The organism is Cyanobium sp. LEGE 06113 (genome assembly GCF_015207615.1).
Genome location: NZ_JADEWM010000002.1, coordinates 304,044 through 326,893, shown reverse-complemented (window position 1 = coordinate 326,893; position 22,850 = coordinate 304,044). Strand labels below are relative to the sequence as shown.

General features: G+C 68.5%; 20 protein-coding genes and 1 pseudogene. 18 read left to right on the top strand and 3 right to left on the bottom strand.

Annotated features, from left to right (window positions below; genetic code table 11):
- The first annotated feature begins 7 nt into the window (after positions 1–7).
- The 11 genes and pseudogenes from IQ220_RS05730 to IQ220_RS16465 all read left to right on the top strand — a co-directional run bounded on the left by IQ220_RS05730 (position 8) and on the right by IQ220_RS16465 (position 11,174).
- On the top strand, positions 8–766 hold the full coding sequence (locus IQ220_RS05730) for a phycocyanobilin:ferredoxin oxidoreductase (protein ID WP_370566343.1): 759 nt from the start codon (positions 8–10) through the stop codon (positions 764–766).
- The gene (locus tag IQ220_RS05725; RefSeq protein WP_370566342.1) at positions 763–1,698 is read left to right on the top strand and encodes an HlyD family efflux transporter periplasmic adaptor subunit; all 936 of its coding nucleotides are present in this window, start codon (positions 763–765) and stop codon (positions 1,696–1,698) included. Before IQ220_RS05730 ends, IQ220_RS05725 begins: the two co-directional genes overlap by 4 nt.
- Positions 1,698–2,870 (top strand): ABC transporter permease DevC, encoded by a 1,173-nt coding sequence (gene devC, locus IQ220_RS05720; RefSeq protein ID WP_193913516.1) that lies wholly within the window; start codon positions 1,698–1,700, stop codon positions 2,868–2,870. Before IQ220_RS05725 ends, devC begins: the two co-directional genes overlap by 1 nt.
- Complete coding sequence (locus tag IQ220_RS05715; RefSeq protein WP_186699789.1) at positions 2,870–3,592, top strand: DevA family ABC transporter ATP-binding protein; 723 nt, start codon at positions 2,870–2,872, stop codon at positions 3,590–3,592. Before devC ends, IQ220_RS05715 begins: the two co-directional genes overlap by 1 nt.
- A 53-nt stretch (positions 3,593–3,645) precedes the next feature.
- On the top strand, positions 3,646–3,801 hold the full coding sequence (locus IQ220_RS05710; protein WP_186699787.1) for a hypothetical protein: 156 nt from the start codon (positions 3,646–3,648) through the stop codon (positions 3,799–3,801).
- Between the two features lie 180 nt (positions 3,802–3,981).
- Positions 3,982–4,914 carry a glycosyltransferase family 2 protein gene (locus tag IQ220_RS05705; protein ID WP_193913514.1) on the top strand — a complete coding sequence of 311 codons (933 nt, stop codon included), beginning with the start codon at positions 3,982–3,984 and terminating at the stop codon, positions 4,912–4,914.
- 194 nt (positions 4,915–5,108) lie between these two features.
- Positions 5,109–5,819 carry a 30S ribosomal protein S2 gene (gene rpsB / locus IQ220_RS05700; protein ID WP_186699783.1) on the top strand — a complete coding sequence of 237 codons (711 nt, stop codon included), beginning with the start codon at positions 5,109–5,111 and terminating at the stop codon, positions 5,817–5,819.
- Positions 5,820–5,887: 68 nt separating this feature from the next.
- Positions 5,888–6,543 (top strand): annotated as a pseudogene (gene tsf, locus IQ220_RS05695) (translation elongation factor Ts).
- Positions 6,544–6,601: 58 nt separating this feature from the next.
- Positions 6,602–7,897, top strand: coding sequence for a hypothetical protein (locus tag IQ220_RS05690; protein ID WP_193913512.1), 1,296 nt, complete (start codon positions 6,602–6,604; stop codon positions 7,895–7,897).
- A gap of 44 nt (positions 7,898–7,941) precedes the next feature.
- Complete coding sequence (gene recG, locus IQ220_RS05685) at positions 7,942–10,380, top strand: ATP-dependent DNA helicase RecG (RefSeq protein WP_193913730.1); 2,439 nt, start codon at positions 7,942–7,944, stop codon at positions 10,378–10,380.
- A gap of 485 nt (positions 10,381–10,865) precedes the next feature.
- Positions 10,866–11,174 (top strand): M15 family metallopeptidase, encoded by a 309-nt coding sequence (locus IQ220_RS16465; protein WP_370566341.1) that lies wholly within the window; start codon positions 10,866–10,868, stop codon positions 11,172–11,174.
- Here the strand turns inward: IQ220_RS16465 and IQ220_RS05675 are convergent.
- Positions 11,144–11,569 carry a hypothetical protein gene (locus tag IQ220_RS05675; RefSeq protein WP_193913510.1) on the bottom strand — a complete coding sequence of 142 codons (426 nt, stop codon included), beginning with the start codon at positions 11,567–11,569 and terminating at the stop codon, positions 11,144–11,146. The two genes, IQ220_RS16465 and IQ220_RS05675, sit on opposite strands and share 31 nt — an antisense overlap.
- 1 nt (position 11,570) lies before the next feature.
- Positions 11,571–13,307 carry a sulfite reductase, ferredoxin dependent gene (gene sir / locus IQ220_RS05670; RefSeq protein WP_370561688.1) on the bottom strand — a complete coding sequence of 579 codons (1,737 nt, stop codon included), beginning with the start codon at positions 13,305–13,307 and terminating at the stop codon, positions 11,571–11,573.
- Positions 13,308–13,401: 94 nt separating this feature from the next.
- Here sir and glyS point away from each other — a divergent pair, with 94 nt between their 5' ends.
- Positions 13,402–15,579 (top strand): glycine--tRNA ligase subunit beta, encoded by a 2,178-nt coding sequence (gene glyS / locus IQ220_RS05665; RefSeq protein WP_193913508.1) that lies wholly within the window; start codon positions 13,402–13,404, stop codon positions 15,577–15,579.
- A 26-nt stretch (positions 15,580–15,605) separates the two neighbouring features.
- On the opposite strand, the gene chlP is transcribed toward glyS, so the two are convergent.
- Positions 15,606–17,021, bottom strand: a complete 1,416-nt coding sequence (gene chlP / locus IQ220_RS05660) for a geranylgeranyl reductase (RefSeq protein WP_193913506.1) — start codon at positions 17,019–17,021, stop codon at positions 15,606–15,608.
- A 289-nt stretch (positions 17,022–17,310) separates the two neighbouring features.
- On the opposite strand from chlP, the gene IQ220_RS05655 reads away from it, so the two are divergent.
- The 6 genes from IQ220_RS05655 to IQ220_RS05630 all read left to right on the top strand — a co-directional run bounded on the left by IQ220_RS05655 (position 17,311) and on the right by IQ220_RS05630 (position 22,803).
- Positions 17,311–18,066 carry a D-alanyl-D-alanine carboxypeptidase family protein gene (locus IQ220_RS05655; protein WP_228007251.1) on the top strand — a complete coding sequence of 252 codons (756 nt, stop codon included), beginning with the start codon at positions 17,311–17,313 and terminating at the stop codon, positions 18,064–18,066.
- Positions 18,067–18,142: 76 nt separating this feature from the next.
- On the top strand, positions 18,143–19,951 hold the full coding sequence (typA, locus tag IQ220_RS05650) for a translational GTPase TypA (protein ID WP_186699769.1): 1,809 nt from the start codon (positions 18,143–18,145) through the stop codon (positions 19,949–19,951).
- A 41-nt stretch (positions 19,952–19,992) separates the two neighbouring features.
- Positions 19,993–20,394: a DUF309 domain-containing protein gene (locus IQ220_RS05645; protein WP_193913504.1), complete on the top strand. Its 402-nt coding sequence runs from the start codon at positions 19,993–19,995 to the stop codon at positions 20,392–20,394.
- A gap of 26 nt (positions 20,395–20,420) precedes the next feature.
- Positions 20,421–20,891 carry an LPS-assembly protein LptD gene (locus tag IQ220_RS05640; RefSeq protein WP_193913502.1) on the top strand — a complete coding sequence of 157 codons (471 nt, stop codon included), beginning with the start codon at positions 20,421–20,423 and terminating at the stop codon, positions 20,889–20,891.
- On the top strand, positions 20,888–21,616 hold the full coding sequence (gene lptB / locus IQ220_RS05635) for an LPS export ABC transporter ATP-binding protein (RefSeq protein WP_186699764.1): 729 nt from the start codon (positions 20,888–20,890) through the stop codon (positions 21,614–21,616). Before IQ220_RS05640 ends, lptB begins: the two co-directional genes overlap by 4 nt.
- Positions 21,613–22,803, top strand: coding sequence for an LptF/LptG family permease (locus IQ220_RS05630; protein ID WP_370566340.1), 1,191 nt, complete (start codon positions 21,613–21,615; stop codon positions 22,801–22,803). The genes lptB and IQ220_RS05630 overlap by 4 nt, the downstream gene beginning before the upstream one ends.
- The last annotated feature ends 47 nt before the right edge of the window (positions 22,804–22,850 follow it).

Genomic DNA, 22,850 nt, shown 5'->3' with positions numbered 1-22,850 from the left:
CACGGCTGTGAGCACCGTCGACGCCGGATCTGCCCGCAGCGGCGCCCAGTCCGGGGGCATTCATCCCCTGGTGGATGCCCTGGCCGGGCGCATCCGCGCCAGCTGGGGCCGCATGCCTGAACTGGCCCCCCTGGCGATCGACCCCGACCTCGAGGCCATCAGCGGCAGCCTCGATGGGGAGAAACTGTTCATCCGAAACGAGCTGCGCCAGTGCCGCGGCCTGCGCAAGCTGCACCTCGAGACCGCCCGGCTGGGGGCGGGGCTGCAGATCCTGCACTGCGTGCTCTTCCCCGACCCCCGCTTCGACCTGCCGGTGTTCGGTGCCGACATCGTGGCCGGACCGGCCGGGGTGTCGGCCGCGATCGTGGATCTCTCCCCCGTGGACGATGCCCTGCCTGGAGCCATCGAGGCGGCCCTCGCGGCTCGCCCCCGGCGCAGCTACGCCCAGGAGCGGGAGCTGCCCGGCTGGGGCTCGATCTTTTCGCCCCATGTGCGCTTCATCCGCCCCGTGGGTCCGGAGGAGGAGCAGGCGTTCATCGACGAGGTGGACGAGGTGCTGGAGGTGCTCACCGCCGCGCTGCGGGACACCCCGCCTCAGCCCCTGGACGACCCCGCTACCGTCGGTCGATGGAACGGCCAGCTCCGGTACTGCAAGCAACAGAAACAAAACGACAAGACACGGCGGGTGCTGGAGAAGGCCTTCAGCCCGGACTGGGCCGACCGCTACATCGAAGAGCTGCTTTTCGACGATCCACCGGCCCTGTGAAGCTGCTGGGTGTGGAAACCTCCCGGCGCAGGCTCCTTCTGGCTGTGGGCGGCACCGTGCTGGTGGTGCTGGTGGGTTGGGCCGTGGCGCAGCGGCTGAGGACTGCGTCCACGTCGATGCCGGCCCAGACCGCTGGCAGCGCTGAGCGGCCCGCCGCCCCGGAGGCGGTCGCGGCCCTGGGCCGTCTCGATCCGAGCGGCGAGGTGCGCAGCCTGGCCGCCCCGATCAGCGGCATCGGCGGCAGTCCTCGCATCACACGTCTGCTGGTGCAGGAGGGCGATGCGGTGAGCGCCGGCGACCTGCTGGCGGTGTTTGACACGGCCGCCCCGCTGCAGGCCCAGCGCCGCGTGGTGGAGGTGCGCATCGCCAATCTGCGCAGCCGCCTCACCGTGCAGACCCGCGACATCGCCCGCTACCGCTCCCTGAGCCGCCAGGGCGCCATTCCGAGCGGTGAACTCGACACCCGCGAAACCACCCTGCTCGAGCTCGAAGGTCAGCTGCAGGAGGCCCTGGCCGAGCGCGATCGCCTTGAGGCCGATCTGAAGCTCACCTCGCTCAGGGCCCCGATCAGCGGCACGGTGCTGCGGCTCCATTCGCGGGTCGGCGAGCGCCCGGGTGAAGACGGCGTGCTCGAACTGGGGGCGAACCAGCGCATGGAGGCCTTGATCGAGGTCTACGAGAGCGACATCAACCGGGTGCGGCTGGGGCAGGCCGTGAGCATGACCAGCGAAAACGGCGGCTTCGAGGGCAAGCTCAGCGGCGAGGTGGTGCGAATCAGTCCCCAGGTGCGCCAGAGGGCCGTGCTCGAGACCGATCCCACCGGCGACGTGGACGCCCGCATCGTGGAGGTGCGGGTGAAGCTCGACCCCGATGATGCCCAGCGGGTGCGCGACCGCACGGGCCTCAAGCTGATCGCCCGCTTCACCCCCTGATGTTGCAGCGCCTCTGGCAAGCGCGCCGGATTCCCCTGGCCTGGCTGCTGCTCTCCCGCCAGCCCCTGCGGCTGGCGGTGGCCCTGGCGGGCATCTCCTTCGCGGGGATCCTGATGTTCATGCAGCTGGGTTTCCGCGATGGGCTGTTCGACGCCAGCGTCACGATCCACAAGCTCTTCGACGCCGATCTGGTGATGATGAGCCCCCGCACCATGAGCTCGATCGGCATGGCTGGCTTTCCCCGGCGCCGGCTGATCCAGGCCATGGGGGATCCCGCCGTGCAGGGCGCCACCCCCGTGCACTGGAACCTGCTGCTCTGGCGCAACCCCGTGAGCGGCAACACCCGCTCGATCCTGGCCCTGGGCTTCGAGCCGGCCGATCCCCTGTTCCTCGACCCGGAACTCGCTGAGAAGGCCCGCAGCCTCACCCAGAAAGGGCGGGTGCTGTTCGATGAGCGCTCCAGGCCGGAGTTCGGCCCGATCGCCGAGTGGTTCAAGCAGGGCCGCACGGTGGAAACCGAAGTGGCGGGCACCCGGGTGCGGGTGTCGGGGCTGGTGACCCTGGGCCCCTCCTTCGGCGCGGACGGCAACATCCTCACCAGCCGCGAGACCTTCCTGCAGCTGCTGCCGGGCACGCCCCCGGGCAGCATCGAACTGGGCCTGATCCGGCTGCGGCCCGGCAGTGACATCGAGGCGACCCGCCAGCGCCTGGAGAGCAGCCTGCCCAGCGACGTGCGGCTGTTCACCAAGGCGGGCTTCGAGGAGTTCGAGAAGACCTACTGGCGCACCAGCACGGCGATCGGCTTCATCTTCACCCTGGGGGCCGCCATGGGCTTCGTCGTGGGCTGCGTGATTGTGTACCAGATCCTCTATTCCGATGTGAGCGACCACCTGCCTGAGTACGCCACGTTGATGGCCATGGGCTATCGGCTGCCGATTCTGCTGGGGGTGGTGGCGCGGGAGGGCCTGATTCTGGCGGTGCTGGGCTACCTGCCGGCCTATGCCGCCGGCCTGGGCCTCTACGCCCTGGTGCGCAACGGCACCAACCTGCCCGTGGCCATGAACAGCGTTCGGGCCACGGTGGTGTTCAGCATGATCCTGGTGATGTGCCTGGGATCGGCGGCCCTGGCCATGCGCCGCCTCGGTGACGCCGACCCCGCTGAGATCTTCTGATGGCCCGATCCCCGAGTGAGCCCCTGGTGGCCGTTGAGGGCCTGAGCCATTGGTATGGCGAGGCAGAGATGCGCCGCAGGGTGCTCCAGGACGTGACGCTGACCATCGCGCCAGGGGAGGTGGTGCTGCTCACGGGGCCCTCCGGCTGCGGCAAGACCACCCTGCTCACCCTGGTGGGAGCCCTGCGCAAGGTGCAGGAGGGCTCGGTGCGCCTGTTCGGCTGCGAGCTGCACGGGGCGGGTCGTTCGATCCGTCAGCAGCTGCGCCAACGCATCGGCATGATCTTCCAGGGCCATAACCTGCTGCGCTGCCTCACTGCCGAGCAGAATGTGCAGATGGGGGCAGACCTGCTGCCGGGCCTGGGCTACCGCGCCCGCCGCGATCAGGCGCGCGAGTGGCTGCGGGCGGTGGGCCTGGGCGACCACCTCAACAAGCTGCCCCACGACCTCTCCGGCGGCCAGAAGCAGCGGGTGGCGATCGCCCGGGCCCTGGCCGCCCAGCCCCAGTTGCTGCTGGCCGATGAACCCACCGCCGCCCTCGACAGCCAGAGCGGCCGTGAGGTGGTGGGGCTGCTGCGCCGCCTGGCCCGCGAGCAGGGCTGCGGCGTGCTGATGGTGACCCACGACCCCCGCATTCTCGATGTGGCCGATCGGCTGCTGCAGATGGAGGATGGCCGGCTGGCCGAGGCCTCCCTGGAGCTGGCGGGGGCCGTCGGCCCTTGAGGGAAGGGCGGTGAGTAGGATCCAGTCATCTCAACCCCCACGATGCCTCCCGTATGTCCAAGCGCAGGAATCTGAAGAAGGAAAAACAGGAACGCAACCGCGCCTACGCGCGCAAGTTCAAGAAGCGCAAGCTGCGCAACGATGGTCGCGGTGAAGGCGTGGGTAACGGCGTGACCGGCACGGCCAACAACGGCGGCGCCGCCGACTGATCAGTCGGCCTGGCTGGCGAGTGGCTCGGTGGCTGAACAGCTCTCCGCGCCAGAGCAGGGACCCCGAGGGGTCCCTTTCTCTTGGCCCTGCCCTCGAGCCTGAAGACCAGACCGTGATGCCCAGACCATGATGATGGTGGCCAGGTCATGGCGGCCGGTTCGGTGCGCTGCAGCGGGTTCATGTTTCTCAGCGTTGTCATCCCGACCTACAACCGCCTGCCGATCCTGCAGAAGTGCCTGGCGGCCCTGGAGCAGCAGGATTTTCCTGCCAGCGCAGGCGACTACGAGGTGGTGGTGGTGGATGACGGCTCCACCGACGCCACCGTGGCCTGGATCGAGGCCGAGGCGGCGGCCCTGCCGCACGTGCGCCTGCTGCAGCAGAGCCATGGCGGTGCGGCCGCGGGCCGCAACCGCGGCGTTGAGGCCGCCCGGGGCGAGGTGGTGGTGTTCATCGACAGCGACCTGGTGGTGACCCCGTGCTTCCTGCTCTGCCACACCCAGGCTCTGGAGCAGGCCTGGCAGCGCCTCGGCCACCAGCGCTGCTTCACCTACGGGGCTGTGATCAACACCTCCAACTTCAACGAGCCCACGGCGGAGCGCCACAAGCTGCGGGATCATTCCTGGGCCTATTTCGCCACCGGCAATGTGGCCATCGCCCGCGAGCTGCTGGAGCAGGCCGGGCTGTTCGACACAGGTTTTCAGCTCTATGGCTGGGAGGATCTCGAGCTGGGCGAACGGCTCCGGCGCCTGGGGGTGGCGCTGATCCGCTGCCCCGAGGCCGTGGGCTACCACTGGCACCCGGCCTTCCGGCTGGAGCAGATCGCCGACCTGATCCGGGTGGAGAGGGAGCGGGCCAGGATGGCCCTGGTGTTCTTCCGCAAGCACCCCAGCCAGCGGGTGCGGATGATCACCCAGTTCACCTGGTATCACCGCCTGCTCTGGGAGCTGCTCACCCTGGGCGGCCTGCTGAATGAGCGCAGCCTCAGGCCGGTGCTGGCCTGGCTGGTGCGCCGCGATCGGGCGGCCCTGGCGCTTGAACTCTTGCGGATTCCTCTCAATCGCCTCGGGGTGCGCACCCTGCAGCTGGAGGCACGGCGCCAGGGCCTGGCCTGAGCGCATGTTCCAGGGTCCGTGAGGCATCGCTTTGATAAGGTGCTCTGGTCCAACTTCATTCCGCACACCTGCGTGTTTCGGGTGATCACGGGCTCCAACCCAACCGGGGACGCCACCGCAATCGGTGCTGTCTGCGGAGAGTGGAGCGCTTCGATCCCTAGGCAGGTGGAGGCAAACCCGAAACCCCCCACACCATGGCTGTTGTCACTCTCTCCGAAATGATGGAGGCTGGCGCCCACTTTGGGCACCAGACCCGTCGCTGGAATCCCAAGATGTCGCGCTACATCTACTGCGCGCGCAATGGGGTTCATATCATCGATCTCGTGCAGACTGCTGTCTGCATGAATAACGCCTACAAGTGGGTCCGCAGTGCGGCTCGCAGTGGCAAGCGTTTCCTGTTCGTGGGCACCAAGAAGCAGGCCTCCGAAGTGATCGCCCTGGAGGCCAGCCGTTGCGGCGCCGCCTATGTGAACCAGCGCTGGCTGGGCGGCATGCTCACCAACTGGACCACGATGCGGGCCCGGATCGAGCGGCTCAAGGATCTGGAGCGCATGGAGGCCTCAGGCGCGATCGCCATGCGTCCCAAGAAGGAAGGGGCTGTGCTGCGCCGCGAGCTCGACCGCCTGCAGAAATATCTGGGTGGCCTGAAGAGCATGCGGCGCCTGCCCGATGTGGTGGTGCTGGTGGATCAGCGCCGTGAAACCAACGCCGTGCTCGAGGCCCGCAAGCTCGATATCCCCCTGGTGTCGATGCTCGACACCAACTGCGACCCCGATCTCTGCGACGTGCCGATCCCCTGCAACGACGACGCCGTGCGTTCGGTGCAACTGGTGCTGGGCCGGCTGGCTGATGCCATCAACGAAGGCCGCCACGGCGGCGAGCAGGGTCAGAACGACGAGGCCTGAGCAGACCAGCCTGAGCCGGAGCCCACGCTCCGCCCCCTGACTACCCTTTCACCCTGAGTTCCTCACCCATGGCTGAGATTTCAGCAAAGCTGGTCAAAGACCTGCGCGACAAGACCGGCGCCGGCATGATGGATTGCAAGAAGGCGCTCACCGAAACCAAGGGAGATGCCGACAAAGCGATCGAGTGGCTGCGCCAGAAGGGCATCGCCTCCGCTGAGAAAAAATCGGGCCGCACCGCTGCCGAAGGCGCCATCGGCTCCTACATCCACACCGGCGCGCGGGTTGGCGTGCTGGTGGAGGTGAACTGCGAAACCGATTTCGTGGCCCGCGGCGAAATCTTCCAGGAGCTGATCCGCAATGTGGCGATGCAGATCGCAGCCTGCCCCTCGGTGGAGTACGTGAACACCGATGCGATTCCAGTTCAGATCGCTGAGCGGGAAAAGCAGATCGAGATGGGCCGCGATGATCTGGCCGGCAAGAAGGAGGAGATGAAGGAAAGGATCGTGGCCGGCCGGATCGGTAAGCGCCTCAAGGAACTGGCCCTGATGGATCAGCCCTACATCAAGGACAACACCCTCAGTGTGGCTGAACTGGTCAAGCAGGTGGCCGGCAAGGTGGGGGAGAACATCCAGGTGCGACGGTTCGTACGCTTCAATCTCGGTGAGGGGATTGAAGTGAAGCAATGGACTTCGCCGCCGAGGTGGCCGCCATGCAGGCCTCCTGATCTGCTGGACCTCGACCCGATCCGATCCATCCCAGCGGACCGTTCCGCCCCCCCTGCCGTGGAAGCACTCCAGGATGCCCACCGCAGACTCGGCGCCATCAGGGCGGGGCTGGAGCAATCCAACCCCGAGCTCTACCGCCACCTGGCTCTCTACCTCCAGGTGCTCAGAGACGCTCTGCTGAATGCGATTCAGCAGGCCTGCTTTCATCTGGCCACCCAGATCGAGCCGGAGCGCTACGCCAATCTCTCCGCCCGGCAGCGCCGGCAGTGGCACCTGCGCATGGCCGACCTGGCCAGGCGGGCCAAGACCCTGCTGACGGTGGAGCAGGTGGCGGCCATGGCGGCCCAGATGGCACGGCTGCGCCAGCGTCAGGCCCAGGAGGAACGGGCCCGGTTCCAGGACTCCCTGGCCCAGGAGCCCGGCCGAACTGAATCCGGCACCCCCGAGGGCTCCAGCCGGTCGGGCCGCTCGATCGAGCTGGGTCTGGAGCCGCCGATCGATCTCCAGCGGCTGGGCTCAAGCGGCCCCGATCTGACAGGCCTGCTGCAGGGGCTCGGCCCAGGTTCGGGTGCTGGGTTCAATCCCGGATTCAGCCCGGATGTCAGGCCTGAGCCTGCCCACCAGAACTCCATCGAGCCCTCTCCCCCCGAGCCTGCGCCATCGGAGCCAGCCCCAGCCGAGCAGCCCCCAGCGGATGCGGGCCCGGCTCAGAGCCTCCAGGCCATGCTGCAGGCCTTCTCCGAGGCTCTCGAGACCGAGCGCCCAGAGGGCCCCGCACCGACCGATGCTGATGCCGGCGGCAGCGATGGCCACGGCGGCGCGGCGGGCCCGCCCTGGCAGCAGGCCGACCGTGAGCAGGACGCCCGCCACCCCTGGAGCGGCAGCCGCCTGCCCACCGACCCCATCGACCTGCTCATCTGGCTGGAGGGCTACGAGAATGCGCTCAGCCGGCGGCTGCGCAATCTCTCCCATGCCCTCAACGTCGATGGCCTGCGGCTGGGTGTGACACCGGGGTTGTTGCCCGTGGGCCTGCTCGATGCGGCCCTGCAGGGTGAGGTGGACGTGCTGCCGGCTCCCCCCAACCTGCTGCGCTTGCAGGTGCCGGCGGAGGAGAACGGCTCGGGACCCTCCATCGTCCTGGCGGCCGTGCTGCTGCGGCTCGCTGATCTGGAGTTGGAGAACCCTCGCCTGCGCACCTGCCGGCAGCGGCTGCAGCAACACGGCCTGGAGGTGCGCAGAATGGCGCAGCGTTACCGCCGGGTCCAGCGGCGGGTACGAATCCTGGAGGCGGAGCAGCTGTGGCTGGAGGACAACCGGGAGTCCACCGGTCGCCCCCCCCCGGGCAACCCCTAGACGCCACGCCTGGCTCGCCGGGCCCTGCCCCAGCCATCGAGTGGCTGCGCCTCCTGCAGCAGGCGTTGCTGCTCGAAAGTGAGCGTGGTTTCGCCGATCTGCTCGGGCGGCGGGAGCGGTTCAGCGGCTTTCTGGCCCGCAGCCTCCAGGCCCCGCCCCAGGAGATCACTGCCGGCCACTCCCGCTGCCTCGAACTCGCGGCTGCCTTTGCTGGCTACGCGGAGCTGAGTTTGGCGCGGCGCCAGAGCCTGGTGCGCGACTGCCGCCAACATCTGCACCAACTGCGCCAGGGCCTGGAGCCAGCCAGGCCGATGGGGCCGCCCCGGCTGCGGCTCATGGCTGCGGCACCGCCGCCAACGCCCACGGCTGCCGGCGGCCTGCTCCCCGACACGCCCCTGGGGGAGATCCGTGGCGTCGGTCCACGCACGGCAGCCCGGCTGGCTCAGCTGGGGCTGTTCGTGGTGCGCGACCTGGTGCACTACTACCCCCGCGACTACCTCGACTACGCCAACCTGGTGCGCATCGAGGGGCTGCGGGCTGGCAGCACCGCCACGATCGTGGCCACGGTGCGCCGCTGCCACGCCTTCGCCAGCCCCCGTAACCCCAACCTGGCGATCCTGGAGCTGCAGCTCAGCGATCCCACCGGTCGCCTGCGGGTGAGTCGCTTCATGGCCGGCAAGCGCTTCACCAGCCCGGGCTGGCTGAAGAGCCAGCAGCGCCTCTACCCGCCGGGCGCCAGCCTGGCCGTGAGCGGTCTGGTGCGCGAGACGCCCTATGGCCCGGCCTTTCAGGACCCGCTGATCGAAGTGTTGGAGAGCCCCCAGGCGCCCCTGCGCTCCGAGGCGATCGGCCGGTTGTTGCCGGTCTACGGGCTCACTGAGGGCCTCGGGGCCGACCGGCTGCGCCAGGCCGTGGCCAGCGTGCTGCCTCTGGTGGAGTCGTGGGGAGACCCCCTGCCGCCCCCTCTGCGCCGCGCTGAAGGGCTGATGGCCAGGCCTGAGGCCCTGCGCCAGATCCATGCCCCCCGGGATCAGGAGAGCCTCAGGGCCAGCCGCCAGCGGCTGGTGTTCGATGAATTTCTGCTGCTGCAGCTCGGCCTGCTGCAGCGCCGCCGCGCCCTCACTCAGCGGCCCTCCCCACCCCTGCAGAGCCCCAGCAGGAACAGCCTGGTGGCGAGGTTCCTGGAGCTGCTGCCCTTCCAGCTCACCGCGGCCCAGCGGCGCGTGCTGGAGGAAATCCGCGCCGATCTGGCCCGTCCCCAGGCGATGGCCCGGCTGCTGCAGGGGGACGTGGGCAGCGGCAAGACCGTGGTGGCGATCGCCGCCCTGCTCACCGCCATCGACGCCGGCTGCCAGGGGGCCCTGATGGCCCCCACTGAGGTGCTGGCGGAGCAGCATTACCAGAAGCTCTGCGGCTGGCTGCCCCAGCTGCACGTGACCTGCGGGCTGCTCTCCGGCTCCACCCCCGCCCGCCTGCGCCGCCAGCTGCTCAGCGACCTGACCCAGGGCACCCTGCAGCTGCTGGTGGGCACCCATGCCCTGCTGGAAGATCCCGTGGCCTTCGCCCGGCTCGGGCTGGTGGTGGTGGATGAACAGCACCGCTTCGGCGTGGCCCAGCGCAACCGGTTGCTGGCCAAGGGCCTCCAGCCCCACCTGCTCACCATGACGGCCACGCCGATTCCCCGCACCCTGGCCCTGTCGGTGCACGGCGACCTGGAGGTGAGCCAGATCGACGGCCTGCCGCCGGGCCGCACGCCGATTCAGACGCGCCTGCTGCGCGCCGGCGAGCGCCAGCTCGCCTACGAGCTGATCCGGGAGGAGGTGGCCAGGGGCCAGCGCGCCTACGTGGTGCTGCCCCTGGTGGAGGAGTCTGAAAAGCTCGACCTCCGCTCCGCCGTGGCCGTGCACCGCCAGCTCAGCGAGGAGGTGTTCCCGGAGCTGCAGGTGGGCCTGCTGCATGGCCGCCTGGCAGGTCCCGACAAGCAGGCCACTCTCCAGGCCTTTGCGCGGGGGGAGAGCCAGGTGCTGGTGAGCACCACCGTGGTGGAAGTGGGTGTGGATGTGCCGGAGGCGAGCGTGATGGTGGTGGAGCACGCCGAGCGCTTCGGGCTCGCCCAGCTGCACCAGCTCAGGGGCCGGGTGGGCCGGGGCGCGGCAGCGTCCCACTGCCTGCTCATCAACGACAGCCGCCAGGCCCTGGCCCGGCAGCGGCTCGATGTGCTGGTGCGCTCCAGCGATGGCTTCGAGATCGCCGAGATGGACCTGCGCCTGCGGGGGCCTGGCCAGGTGCTGGGCACGCGCCAGTCGGGCCTGCCTGATCTGGCCCTGGCCAGCCTCATCGACGACGGAGCGGTGCTGGAGCAGGCCCGCGACGTGGGGGGGCGGATCCTGGCGGAGGACCCATCCCTGGAGCGTCACCCCCGGCTCCTGGCCATGCTGCAGAGCCAGCGCGCCAGGCTGACTGCAGGAGCCCGGCTGAACTGAGGGCCGAGGCCCGCTGAACGCAGCGGCACGCCGTCAGGCCACACTGAAGGCTGCACTGGAGTGGCGATGCCGCGGCGTCCCTGGAATTCCGTCCCCATCGAGCCGCGGCGGGACCCCCTGGTTCCCCTGCCGCCCAACCTGTTGCGCCTGGAACCCCACCCCTACACAGCCCTGGGGGCTCCCTACGGCCCTGGAGGATCGCCCTTTCAGCTACGCCAGGAGGTGATCGACCGACTGCTCGACTCCCAGGAGGCTCTGCAGGAACAGCAGCCCGACTGGCGACTGGCCATCTTTGATGGCTGGCGCCCCCTGGCCGTGCAGGCCTTCATGGTGGAGCACACCATGCTTGAGCTCTGCCGCAAGCGCGGCGTGGATCCGGCCGAAACCAGCCCTGTCCGGGAGGCCCTGACGGCGGAGGTGGGGCGCTTCTGGGCCGATCCTGATGAGGATCCAGCTGCCCCGCCCCCCACAGCACCGGCGCAGCCGTGGATCTCACCCTGGTTGACCATCGGGGTTTGCCCCTCGACATGGGCTCGGCGATCGACGCCATCGGGCCTGTGTCCTCACCGGACCACTTCGAGGCTGTGGCCCAGGGAGCGGCCAAGCCGGCCCAGCGCACCTGGGCGCGGGGCTGCCACAGGCGACGGCGTCTGTTGCGTCAGGTGCTGCAGCAGGCCGGCTTTGCCCAGCACCCGAATGAGTGGTGGCACTTCAGCTGGGGCGATCAGCTCTGGGCCTGGAGCCGGGGCGAAGCCCAGGCCTGCTACGGAAGGGTGGAGCCGGAGCCGGGCTGAGCGGTGGCCGGCGGCGCGGAGGAGGATGCCGGCGCCATCAGCTCCAGGTAGAGCGCGTTGGCCTCATCGCGCTGCATCAGGCCCTTGGCCACGCAGCGTCGCAGGCTTGACGCCGTCATCTCCCCCTGCAGGGTCCTGAGCCGGGCGATCACGGCCGGACTCTGGTCGGCAAAGGGCTCCAGGTGGCGCTCGAACGCCTCGCGGATCGCCTCGGCTTGGCAGCTGAGCGGATCAGGGTCATAGATCGTCGGTGTGGAGGGGGGCGGCGCTGGCGACCTCCGGCCCTGGGCGGCCAGGGGGGTGACAGTGGCGGAGCTGAGCAGGGCCAGGGCAAGCGATGCGGCCCACACGGGGGGGGGGCCGCAGGAGCGGCCGCGCCGCGGAACGGTGCCCACGTCAGGCCGAAGCCAGCAGGGCCTGCACAGCAGGCCGTCCGCTTCTGGCCACGAAGTCACCGAAGCTCAGCCGGCCCCCGGCGTCCTGCCAGGCTCGCAGCAGCGGCTCGAGGGTCTGCTCCAGGTCGTCGAGGGGCATCTTCTCGAGATAGGGCTCCGCCAGCCGACTGAGGTTGGGGGTGCCGCCCAGCCACAGCTGGTACTGGTTGACGCCGCTGCCCACCAGCCCGATCTCCGCCATGTAGGGCCGGGCGCAGCCGTTGGGGCAGCCGGTCATGCGCACCAGCACCGGCTTGCTGATGGCGAGCCCCTGCATCAGGGTGTCGAGCCGGCCGATCACATCGGGCAGGATGCGCTCGGCCTCGGTGACGGCCAGGCCGCACAGGGGCAGGGCCGGGCAGGCCAGGGCATGGCGCTCCAGGGGGGGCGGCGCGTCCGGTGTCTCGAAGCCGAGGGCGATCAGCTCGGCCCGGATGCTGGCCTTCTGGGCGGTGCCGATGTTGCAGAGCAGCAGATCCTGGTTGGGCGTGAGCCGCAGATCCAGCTTGTAGGTGTCCACGAGGTGACGCAGGCCACGCTTGAGCTCGCCGCCGATGCGGCCGCAGAGCACCGGCAGGCCCACGAACCAGAGCCCGGGGCTCTGGCGATGCCAGCCCAGGTAGTCCTCCAGCCTTGGCTTGGGCTCCTGGCGCATGGCCTTGATCGGATGGGCGAAGTAGCGCTGCTGCAGCTCCTGCCGGAACCAGTCCACGCCCCGGTCGTGGATGAGGTACTTCATCCGCGCGTGGCGGCGTTGGTCGCGGTCGCCATGGTCGCGCTGCAGAGCCACGATCGCCTGCACCAGATCGAGGATGTGCTCGTAGGCCACTGACCCGAGCGGATCGGCGGTGCGGGCGAAGGTCTCCTCCTTGTTGTGGGTGCGGCCCATGCCGCCGCCCACGTAGACGTTGGCCGCCAGGGGCCGGCCCTGGGGGTTGCAGAACAGCACCAGGCCGATGTCCTGGGTGAGCAGATCCACCGAGTTGTCCCCGGGCACCGTGACCGCCACCTTGAATTTGCGCGGCAGATAGGTGCCGCCATAGAGCGGCTCGGCGGCATCGCCGCTGAACACGGCGCCCTCGGCCTGGCGGGCCTTGGCGCGGCGCACCGGCAGGTTCGGCTTGATGCGGTAGCTCAGATCGCCGTCCACCCAGAGGTCGAGATAGGAGCCCTCGGCGGCCTGGGGAGCCAGCAGATCGGCGATGGCGTCAGCGAGATCGCGGGCCGCCGGGTAGCCGCCCGTGCTGTAGGGGGCGGCGGGCGCCATCACGTTGCGGTTGATGTCCCCACAGGCGGCCAGGGTGGACCCCAGGGAGCGCACGATCGTGCCGATCACCTCCTTGAGGTTCTCCTTGCGCACCCCATGCATCTGGAAGGCCTGGCGGGTGGTGACCCGCAGGGTGGCGTTGCCGAGCCGATCGGCCAGCTCGTCGATGGCGAGATAGAGCTGGGCCGGAACGCGGCCAGCCGGGTTGCGCAGGCGCAGCATCATCTGCCACTCCTTGTCGTGGCCCTTCTGGCGCTTGTCGCGGTTGTCCTGCTGGTAGCTGCCGTGGAACTTGAGAATCTGGACGGCGCTGTCGGTGAAGTTGGGCGCCTGATTGCCCAGCTCGCTCAACAGCGGTTCGCGCAGGTGACCACTGCTGGCCTTGAGTTGTTCGAACTTCGTCGGCCCTGACGTCACGATTGCGGCAACCACCCAAAAGCCTGTTGACGGTAGCGAACAAGGCCCACCGGCAGCCTGATCAGTTGCAGACGGCTCCATACAGTTGGCGGTTGCTGTTGCGGTTGGCGTGTCCACCTTTCTTCTGGAGATCGGAACCGAGGAGCTGCCGGCCGATTTCGCTCGCCTGGCTGTGCCCCAGCTGCAGGCGCTGGTGGCCCGCGACCTGGACGACCAGCGCCTCAGCCATGGCCGCCTGGAGGTGACCAGCACACCACGGCGCCTGGCCGTGGTGGTGGACGGGCTGCCCGCCTGCCAGAGCGAGCGGCGGGAGGAGCGCAAGGGGCCGCCAGCCAGTCAGGGCTTCAAGGACGGCGTGCCGACCCAGGCGGCTCTGGGCTTTGCCCGGCGCTGCGGCGTCGAGCCGGCGGCGCTGGAGGTGCGCCCCACGGCCAAGGGCCCGTTTGTGTTCGCGCGGCTGCTGGAGCCGGGACGGCCCACCCGTGAGGTGCTGACGGAGTGCATTCCCGCTTGGATTCAGGGGTTGCAGGGCCGCCGCTTCATGCGCTGGGGGGAAGGAGACTTCCGCTTCTCAAGGCCGGTGCGCTGGCTGGTGGCCCTGCTCGATGCCGAGGTGCTGCCGGTGTGGCTGCCGGGCAGCGATCCAGAGGTGCGGGCCGGCCGCCTCAGCCGGGGGCACCGGCTGCACCCGCAGCCGGTGCCGATCGCCGCGGCGGACCAGTACGGGGCCAGCCTCGCCGCCGCCGGGCTGGAGGTGCACCGGCAGCTGCGGGCCGAGCGGATCAGCCAGGGCATCCAGCGGGCGGCCGAGGCGCTGGAGGGCCGTCCGGACCTGCCCGGCGACCTGCTGGAGGAGCTCACCGATCTGGTGGAGCAGCCGCTGCTCCTGCAGGGGGCGCTGGACCCCGCCTACCTGGCCCTGCCAGCCGAGGTGCTCTGCACCGTGATGCGGGCCCACCAGCGCTACGTGCCGCTCTACCGCCGCAACGCCGCGGTGGATCCCCTCGCCTTTGAAGCACGGGATGTGCTGCTGCCCGCCTTCCTGTGCGTGGGCAATGGCTCGCCGGACTCCCTCGACACCGTGCGCCGTGGCAACGAGCGTGTGCTGCGCGCCCGGCTCGCCGATGCCCGTTTCTTCCTGGAAGCTGACAGGGCCGTCTCCAGCCTGGAGCGGCGCGAACAGCTGGCCCGGGTCACCTTTGCCGAGGGACTGGGCTCCCTGCGCGACCGGGTGGAGCGACTCGAGTGGTGCAGCCAGGAGCTGCTGCAGGCCCTGGCGCTGCCCCCGGACGTCGCCGAGGCGGCCCTGCGGGCGGCCCACCTCTGCAAGCACGATCTGGTGAGCCAGATGGTGGGCGAATTCCCCGAGCTGCAGGGCATCATGGGCGCCAAATACCTGCTGGCCGAGGGCGAGCCGCGGGCGGTGGCCCTGGCGGTGCTCGAGCACTATCTGCCGCGGGGTGCCGCAGACGCGCTGCCCCACAGCGCTGCCGGGGCCGTGGTGGCTCTGGCCGAACGCCTGGAACTGCTGTTCAGCATCTTCGCCAAGGGTGAGCGGCCCAGCGGCTCCTCCGATCCCTACGGCCTGCGGCGGGCGGGCAATGGCCTGCTGCAGATTCTCTGGCAGCAGGGTTGGCGGCTGGATCTGCAGGGGCTGCTCCTGGCCGGCAGCCGCCGCTGGGCCAGTCTGTTTCCTGAATTCCGGATCGAGCCGGCGGCCCTGGCGGCCGACCTGGGCGACTTTCTGGCCCAGCGCATCGCCAGCCTGCTGGAGGAGGAGGGCCTGGCGGCCGACCTGGTGGCGGCGGTGGCGGGAGCCGGGCTGCCGAGGCAACGGCTGCTGGCCGATCCCGGTGCGGTCCGTCAGCGGGGGCTGTTGCTGCGCGAGCTGCGTCAGCAGGGGCGGCTGGCGCCGTTGCAGGCTGTGGTCACCCGGGCCACAAGACTGGCGGAGAAGGGAGCTCTCGATCAGCACACGCTCAGCCCCGAAGCCGTGGTGGAGCCGGCGCTGTTCGAGAAGCCCAGCGAGGCGGCCATGCTTGCCGTGCTGCAGCGGCTGGAACCACTCGCCAAGGAGGCTGCTCAGAAGGCCGCGTTGCCTGGCTTGGCGGCGCTGGCGGCGGCCCTGCAGGAGAGCGCTGCTGCCCTGGCCGCCTTCTTTGATGGCGACAGCAGCGTGATGGTGATGGCTGAAGACAGTCGCATCCGCAGCAACCGTCTGGCCCTGTTGAGCGTGCTGCGCAACCAGGCTTCGGTGCTGGCTGACTTCAGCGCACTCCAGGCCTGAAGCCTCGCTTCAGGCGCTCCGCTGGATCACTGGCCGGCCAGCACAGGTTCCCGTTCCTGATCGGCTGACTTGTCCTGGCTCGTGCCGGTGCCATTCGCCGGGCTGGCGGCTGCCTGGGCAGCCAGTTCACCGCGCATCTTGATGCCGCCCTTGATGGTGCTGACAGCCAGCATGGCGGCCACTTCATCGTCATCGCGCACGGCGCTGTCGACGGGTTTGTAGGTCTGGGGGGCAAGGGCATTGCCGCGCAGCACGGCGGCCATGGTGAGCACGGTGAGCTTGATCTGTTGCCAGGGGTTCATCGCCACCACCCGCTTGTAGAGGTAGCTGTCAAAGGTGAGGCGCTGCACATCTTTGTCATCGCACATCTCCACGAACGCTTCCCTGGCAGCGTCATTGGAGTAGAAGATGTTCTGCAGAATCTCAAGCACCTTGTAGGTGGCACCGTACTGGCGATCCCAGGTCTTGATGTATTTCTTGAGATCGGCCTGGGTCGGGATGCGCTGCCCTGCCTGGCTGCTGGCCACGATCTGCTCGGCGCACATGCGGCCACTTTTGGCTGCAAAGTAGATGCCTTCGCCGGAGCTCTTGGTCACGTAGCCCGCGGCGTCGCCCACCAGGGCCATGCGGCCCACCACGCGGCGGGGCCTGGGATGCTCAGGAATGGGGTGGGCTTCCACCTTGATCACCTCGCCATTGACGAGCCGCTTGCGGGCCCGCAGCCGGATGCCTTCCTGCAGACCCTTGATCAGAGACTGGTTGTTCTGCATGGTGCCGGTACCGACGGCCACATGGTCGTACTTGGGGAAGACCCAGGCGTAGAAGTCCGGCGAAACGTCGGTGCCGACGTACATCTCAGCGAGGTCTTCGTAGTAGCTCATCTCCTTGGCCGGCAGCCGGATCCGCTCCTGGAAGGCGATGGCCACATTGTAGTCGCCGGCATCCATCGCCTTGGCGACCCGGCTGTTGGCACCATCAGCGCCCACGATCAGGTCAACTTCGAGGGTTTTGCTCTCACCGGTGGCCTCGCCGGTGCCGTAGTCGGAGTAGGTGAGGGTGTACGGGCCCTGGCGGTTGACGCCGGTGTCGATCTTGGTCACCAGACCGTTGACCAGATGGGCACCGAGATCAGCGGCGCGGTTGCGCAGGAAGGAGTCGAGCACCTCCCGGCGGCACATGCCGATGTATTCGTTGTTGTTGTCCAAATGAATATCCACCTCCCGGTTGGAGGGAGAGATCATGCGCATGTTCCGAACCTTGCGATCGATGATCGAATCGGGAAGGTCGAATTCGGAAACCATGCAAAGTGGAATCGCCCCACCACAGGGTTTGGCGTTGTCGAGCTTGCGCTCGAAGATCCACGTCTGGATACCGGCCTTGGCAAGCACCTCGGCGGCACAGGACCCACTGGGGCCACCGCCCACCACTGCGACACGCAACATCAGTTGAATGCTCCGCCAAAAGAAAGCTGTCGGCCGAAACTAACACCGCTGCCTGGTCTGGCGGGGGGATTTCCGGTTTCGCCAAGGAGATTGTGATTTGCCGCCGGCAACAACGGGCCGACATGGATGCAATCGCGCATACCCCAGAGGCCGAATCGTGGCGCGAGTATGACGAAGCTGTAACAATTTAAGGCCTTGGCTTGGGGCGCCCGTCGGCCTGGCGCGCCTCACTGGCTCTTGGGCCCCGGGTCCGCTTGCATGGGTGCTGTGATGCCGCCCTGGCGTGGCGCTGAACCCCAGACTGCCCACCCACCGCTCCTCTGGCGTCGTGCAGCCCGATGACATCCCTGTGGCTCGCCGGCAGTTGCCTGCGGCAGCACCGACGCACCCACTGGCGCGGCTGGGGCGGCTGGGCCTCTCGCTGGTTCTGGTGCTGCTGGCCGGGGGGCTGCTGCTGCCCCAGAGCCGCCAGGCCCTGCAGCGGTGGCTGGCCCCCAGGCCGGTGGAGGGCCTCGATGCCAGCCAGACCGCCGATGGCCGCCTGCTGGGTCACTTTCCCTATGACGAGGCCGACCCCGCCGTCCTGGTGAGCGTGGCGCCGGGGCAGGAACTGCATCGCGACGCCGCCGAAGCCCTGGCCGCCATGCGCCGGGCCGCGGAGGCCGACGGCATCTCCCTGGTGCTGCTGAGTGCCTACCGCTCCAGGGCCCTGCAGCGGGAGATCTTTTTCGATGTGAAGGCGGAGCGCAACCAGAACGCCCGCGAGCGGGCCGAGGTGAGCGCACCGCCCGGCTTCTCTGAACACAGCACGGGGTATGCCATCGATCTGGGCGATGGCCGCATGCCCCAGACCCATCTCTCCGAGGACTTTGCCGCCACGCAGGCCTTCCGCTGGCTGGAGGACCATGCCCAGCGGTTCCATTTCACCCTGTCGTTTCCCGCAGGCAATCCCCAGGGCGTGAGCTACGAACCCTGGCACTGGCGCTTCGAGGGCACGGCCGAGGCGCTGAAAGTGTTCGAGCCCGCCCAGCGTCTGGCCCCCTGAGCCGGGATCAGCCTGGCAAGGGGATGGAGTAGTCTGTTTTCTTGGCTACAGACTGAACCGTAGGAATTCTCAATTTATGAGCGGCGCACATTCAGGCACGCCGATTCGCAATATTGCGATCATTGCCCACGTTGACCACGGCAAAACCACCCTCGTCGACGCGCTGCTGGCCCAGTCGGGCATCTTCCGCGACAACGAAGCGGTGCCCACCTGCGTGATGGACTCCAACGATCTGGAGCGCGAGCGCGGCATCACGATCCTCAGCAAGAACACGGCGGTTGATTTCGAAGGCATTCGCATCAACATCGTCGACACCCCTGGTCACGCTGACTTCGGCGGCGAGGTGGAGCGCGTGCTGGGCATGGTGGATGGCTGCCTGCTGATTGTGGACGCCAACGAGGGGCCCATGCCCCAGACCCGTTTCGTGCTCAAGAAGGCCCTGGAGAAAGGGCTGCGTCCGATCGTGTTTGTCAACAAGATCGACCGGGCCCGGGTGGATCCGGAGATCGCCGTGGACAAGGTGCTCGACCTTTTCCTCGAGCTCGGTGCCGACGACGACCAGTGCGATTTCCCCTACCTGTTCGGCAGCGGCATGGGCGGCTACGCCAAGCCCGACATGAAAACAGAGAGCGACACCATGCGTCCGCTCTTCGACGCCATCCTGCGCCATGTGCCGCCGCCGGTGGGGGACCCCGCCAAGCCGCTGCAGCTCCAGGTCACCACCCTCGACTACAGCGATTTTCTCGGCCGGATCATGATCGGCCGCATCCACAACGGCACCATCAAGGCGGGTCAGCCCGCTGCTCTCCTGCGCGATGACGGCAGCGTCAAGCGCGGCCGCATCAGCAAGCTGCTCGGCTTCCAGGGCCTGCAGCGGGTGGAGATCGCCGAGGCCAGCGCCGGCGACCTGGTGGCCGTGTCCGGCTTCGATGAGGTGAACATCGGCGAGACGATCGCCTGCCCGGACAATCCCGAGGCGTTGCCTTTGATCAAGGTGGATGAGCCCACCCTGCAGATGACCTTCGTCATCAACGACTCCCCCTTCGCCGGCAAGGAGGGCAAGTTCGTCACCAGCCGTCAGGTGCGCGATCGGCTGCAGAAGGAATTGCTCACCAACGTGGCCCTGCGGGTGGAGGACACCGACTCCCCCGATCGCTGGTCGGTGAGCGGCCGGGGTGAGCTGCACCTCGGCATCCTGATCGAAACGATGCGCCGCGAGGGCTATGAGTTCCAGGTGAGCCAGCCCCAGGTGATCTTCCGCACGATCGATGGCACCCCCAGCGAGCCCTACGAAACCCTCGTGCTCGACGTGCCGGAAGCATCCGTGGGTGCCTGCATCGAGAAACTCGGTAGCCGCAAGGCGGAAATGCAGAACATGGAAACCACCAGCGACGGCCGCACCCTGCTGGAATTCGTGGTGCCGGCCCGCGGCCTGATCGGTTTCCGCGGCGAGTTCATCCGTGCCACCCGCGGTGAGGGAATCATGAGCCACTCCTTCCTCGACTACCGGCCCATGCAGGGCGATGTGGACACCCGCCGCAGCGGCGTGCTGATTGCCTTCGAGGAGGGCACGGCCACCTTCTATGCCCTCAAGGGGGCCGAAGATCGCGGCCAGTTCTTCATCACTCCTGGCACCAAGGTCTACAAGGGCATGATCGTGGGTGAGAACAGTCGGCCCCAGGATCTCGAGCTCAACGTCTGCAAGGCCAAGCAGGTGACCAACATCCGCTCCGCTGGCGCCGAGGTGCTCGACACCCTGCAGTCACCTGTGCAGATGACTCTGGAACGCGCCCTTGAGTACATCGGTCCCGATGAAATGCTCGAGGTGACACCGGAATCGATCCGGCTGCGCAAGCTGCCCTCCAAAAAGGCGGCCAAGCGCTGAGCGTTCAGGTTCAGATCAAGGTCCGATCCAGGTCCAGCTCCATGCTCGATCCCGAAGAGTCAGCCCTGCTGGGCGATGCCCGCCTCGGCGCCGCCATCGCCCAATTCAATGCCGGCGACTGGTATGGCTGCCACGACAGCTTTGAGGAGCTCTGGCACGAGACGGCAGGCCCGACCCGTCCGGTGCTGCAGGGCCTGCTGCAGATTGCCGTGGGCCAGCTTCACCTCGAACGGGGCAATCGGCGCGGTGCCACCATCCTCACGGGTGAGGGGCTGGGGCGCTTGCGCGACTGCCCGCAGGACGCCCTGGGCCTGGATCTCGCAGCCGTTTGCCGCAGTGCCGGCCTCTGGCTGCAAGCCCTGCAGGGCCCTGAGCAGAACCCGAACCTGGAGCCGCCCCGGCTGCTTCCAGCCAGGGCAGCGTCGCAGCCCTCTGTAGATTGAATTCTGCGTTCAGGCAGCCCCGGTCCTTGCCCCTGTCTGCCTTCCATCCCGCCAGCGTTGCCCTGCTGGGTCTGGCTGCGTTTGGCCTCCCCGCCTCCTCCCTGGTGGCAGGAGCCAGGGCGCAGGAGATGGCCACGCCAGCGGCCGCACCCGAGACGGCCCCTCTGACCGGCGTGGTGACGATCGAATCCGACCTGCAGAGCGCCGACAACGCCACCGGAATCCTCTCCGCCAGCGGCAATGTGCGGATCGTCTACGGCGATCAGGGGGTGGTGGCCACGGCCCGCCAGGCCCAGTACTTCAGCCGTGAGGGTCGCCTGGTGCTGAGTGGCGATGTGGATGTGCTTCAAGGGGATGGCAACAGCATCCGGGCCGAGCGGCTTGTTTACTTCGTGGAGAACGAACGGCTGGTGGCCGAATCGGCCCCCGGCGAACAGGTGACCACCCTCTACCGCTTCCCCCCCACCCAGGCTCCGGACCCCGCCGCCCTGCCATGACGCTGGAGCTGAAGCAGGTGGTGCTGGCCATCGGCGGCCGGGTGCTGGTGGACCATGTCTCCCTGCACCTCGAACCGGGCGAGGTGGTGGGCCTGCTGGGTCCCAACGGCGCCGGCAAGACCACCACCTTTGGCCTGGTGACGGGCCTGATCCGCCCCGACGCAGGGGCCGTGCTGCTTGACGGCCGCGAGATCAGCAAGGTGCCGATGCCCCAGCGGGCCCGCCTCGGCATCGGTTACCTGCCCCAGGAACCGAGCGTGTTTCGCCAGCTCGACGTGCGCAACAATCTCAGGCTGGCCCTGGAATCCAGTCGCACCCCCAGGCCTCTGCGCCGCGAGCGGCTCGAACACCTGATCGAGGATTTTCACCTCAGCGCCTTTCAGCACCGCCGCGGCTACCAGCTCTCGGGCGGCGAGCGGCGCCGCACCGAGGTGGCCCGCGCCCTGGCGGTGGGAGCGGAAGGCCCCCGCTACCTGCTGCTGGATGAGCCCTTCGCCGGGGTGGATCCGATTGCCGTGGCCGATCTGCAGGACCTGATCCAGCAGCTGCGCGGCCGGGGCATGGGGCTGCTGATCACCGACCACAACGTGCGCGAGACCCTGGCCATCACCGATCGGGCCTACATCCTCTCGGAGGGCGCCATCCTGGCTTCAGGCACGTCCGAGCATGTGGGGAACGATCCCCTCGTGCGGCAGCACTACCTGGGGGAGGGTTTCAGACTGTGAGCGGCACCCCTCTGGCCCTGGATCGGCTGCAGCGCCAGGTGCTGGCGCCCTGGCGGCGGCTGCCGCTGCTGGATCGCTGGCTGCTGGGCGAGTTGTTCGGCCCGCTGGTGTACGGCGTGGCGGCCTTCACGGCGGTGTCGCTGTCGGTGGGGGCCGTGTTCGAGCTGGTGCGGCGGGTGGCGGAATCGGGCCTGCCGCTCGACGTGGCCCTGCAGGTGCTGCTGCTGGAGCTGCCCTCGTTTCTGGTGCTCTCCTTCCCCATGGCCACCCTGATGGCCACCCTGCTCACCTTCAGCAAGCTCTCCGGCAACAGCGAACTCACGGCACTGCGCAGCGTTGGGGTGCCCACCTGGCGGATGGTGATGGCGGCCGTGGCTCTCTCGCTGGTGATGACGCTGCTCACCTTCGGCTTCAACGAAGCGGTGGTGCCGCGCACCCTGAGCCAGGCCGAGGCCACCCTGAGCCGGGCGATCGGCAGGGCCGTGGCCGGCGAGCAGAAGGACAACGTGCTCTATTCCCGCTACGGCAGGGTCGAGCAACCCGATGGCAGCACCAGGCGCGGCCTCACCCACATCTTCTATGCCCAGCGTTTCAACCAGGGTGTGATGGAGGATGTGACCCTGGTGGACATGAGCCGTTCGGCCCATCGGGTGATGCTCACGGCCAAGCGGGCCCGCTGGAGTGATACTGAGGCCCAGTGGGAGTTTCTCGATGGTCGGGTGTTCGGCATCGGCGGCGCCGATTCCGACGCGATCACCTCCGCCCGCTTCGATCGCTACCTCTATCCGCTCGGCAACCAGCCGATGCGGGTGGCCAAGCTGCCCACCGACGCCAACGAGATGACCATCGGTCAGGCGCGCACGGCGGAACGGCTGCTGCGGGAATCGGGCGACGAGCAAGCGGCGCGCAAACTGCGGGTGAGGATCGAGGAGAAGTTCGCCTTTCCGGCGGTCTGTCTGGTGTTTGGCCTGATCGGCAGCAGCCTGGGGGCCAGGCCCCACTCGCGGCGCAGCCGCAGCCAGGGGTTCGGCCTCAGCGTGCTGCTGATCTTCGGCTACTACCTGGTGGCCTTCAGCTTCAGTTCCCTGGGCGTCAAGGGCACACTTGAGCCCCTGTTCTCCGCCTGGCTGCCCGTGGTGATCGGCCTGGTCACGGGCTTCGTGCTGTTACGGCAGGCCAGCCGCTGACAAGCTGACGCCATCACCAGCCAGACTGGGAGATGACTCTGCGCTGA

Bases quoted from the DNA above. Each gene is read 5' to 3' on its own strand.
- devC (WP_193913516.1), top strand. From the start codon at position 1,698: ATGTTGCAGCGCCTCTGGCAAGCGCGCCGGATTCCCCTGGCCTGGCTG.
- IQ220_RS05715 (WP_186699789.1), top strand. From the start codon at position 2,870: ATGGCCCGATCCCCGAGTGAGCCCCTGGTGGCCGTTGAGGGCCTGAGC.
- IQ220_RS05710 (WP_186699787.1), top strand. From the start codon at position 3,646: ATGTCCAAGCGCAGGAATCTGAAGAAGGAAAAACAGGAACGCAACCGC.
- IQ220_RS05705 (WP_193913514.1), top strand. From the start codon at position 3,982: ATGTTTCTCAGCGTTGTCATCCCGACCTACAACCGCCTGCCGATCCTG.
- rpsB (WP_186699783.1), top strand. From the start codon at position 5,109: ATGGCTGTTGTCACTCTCTCCGAAATGATGGAGGCTGGCGCCCACTTT.
- chlP (WP_193913506.1), bottom strand. From the start codon at position 17,021: ATGTTGCGTGTCGCAGTGGTGGGCGGTGGCCCCAGTGGGTCCTGTGCC.
- typA (WP_186699769.1), top strand. From the start codon at position 18,143: ATGAGCGGCGCACATTCAGGCACGCCGATTCGCAATATTGCGATCATT.
- IQ220_RS05645 (WP_193913504.1), top strand. From the start codon at position 19,993: ATGCTCGATCCCGAAGAGTCAGCCCTGCTGGGCGATGCCCGCCTCGGC.
- lptB (WP_186699764.1), top strand. From the start codon at position 20,888: ATGACGCTGGAGCTGAAGCAGGTGGTGCTGGCCATCGGCGGCCGGGTG.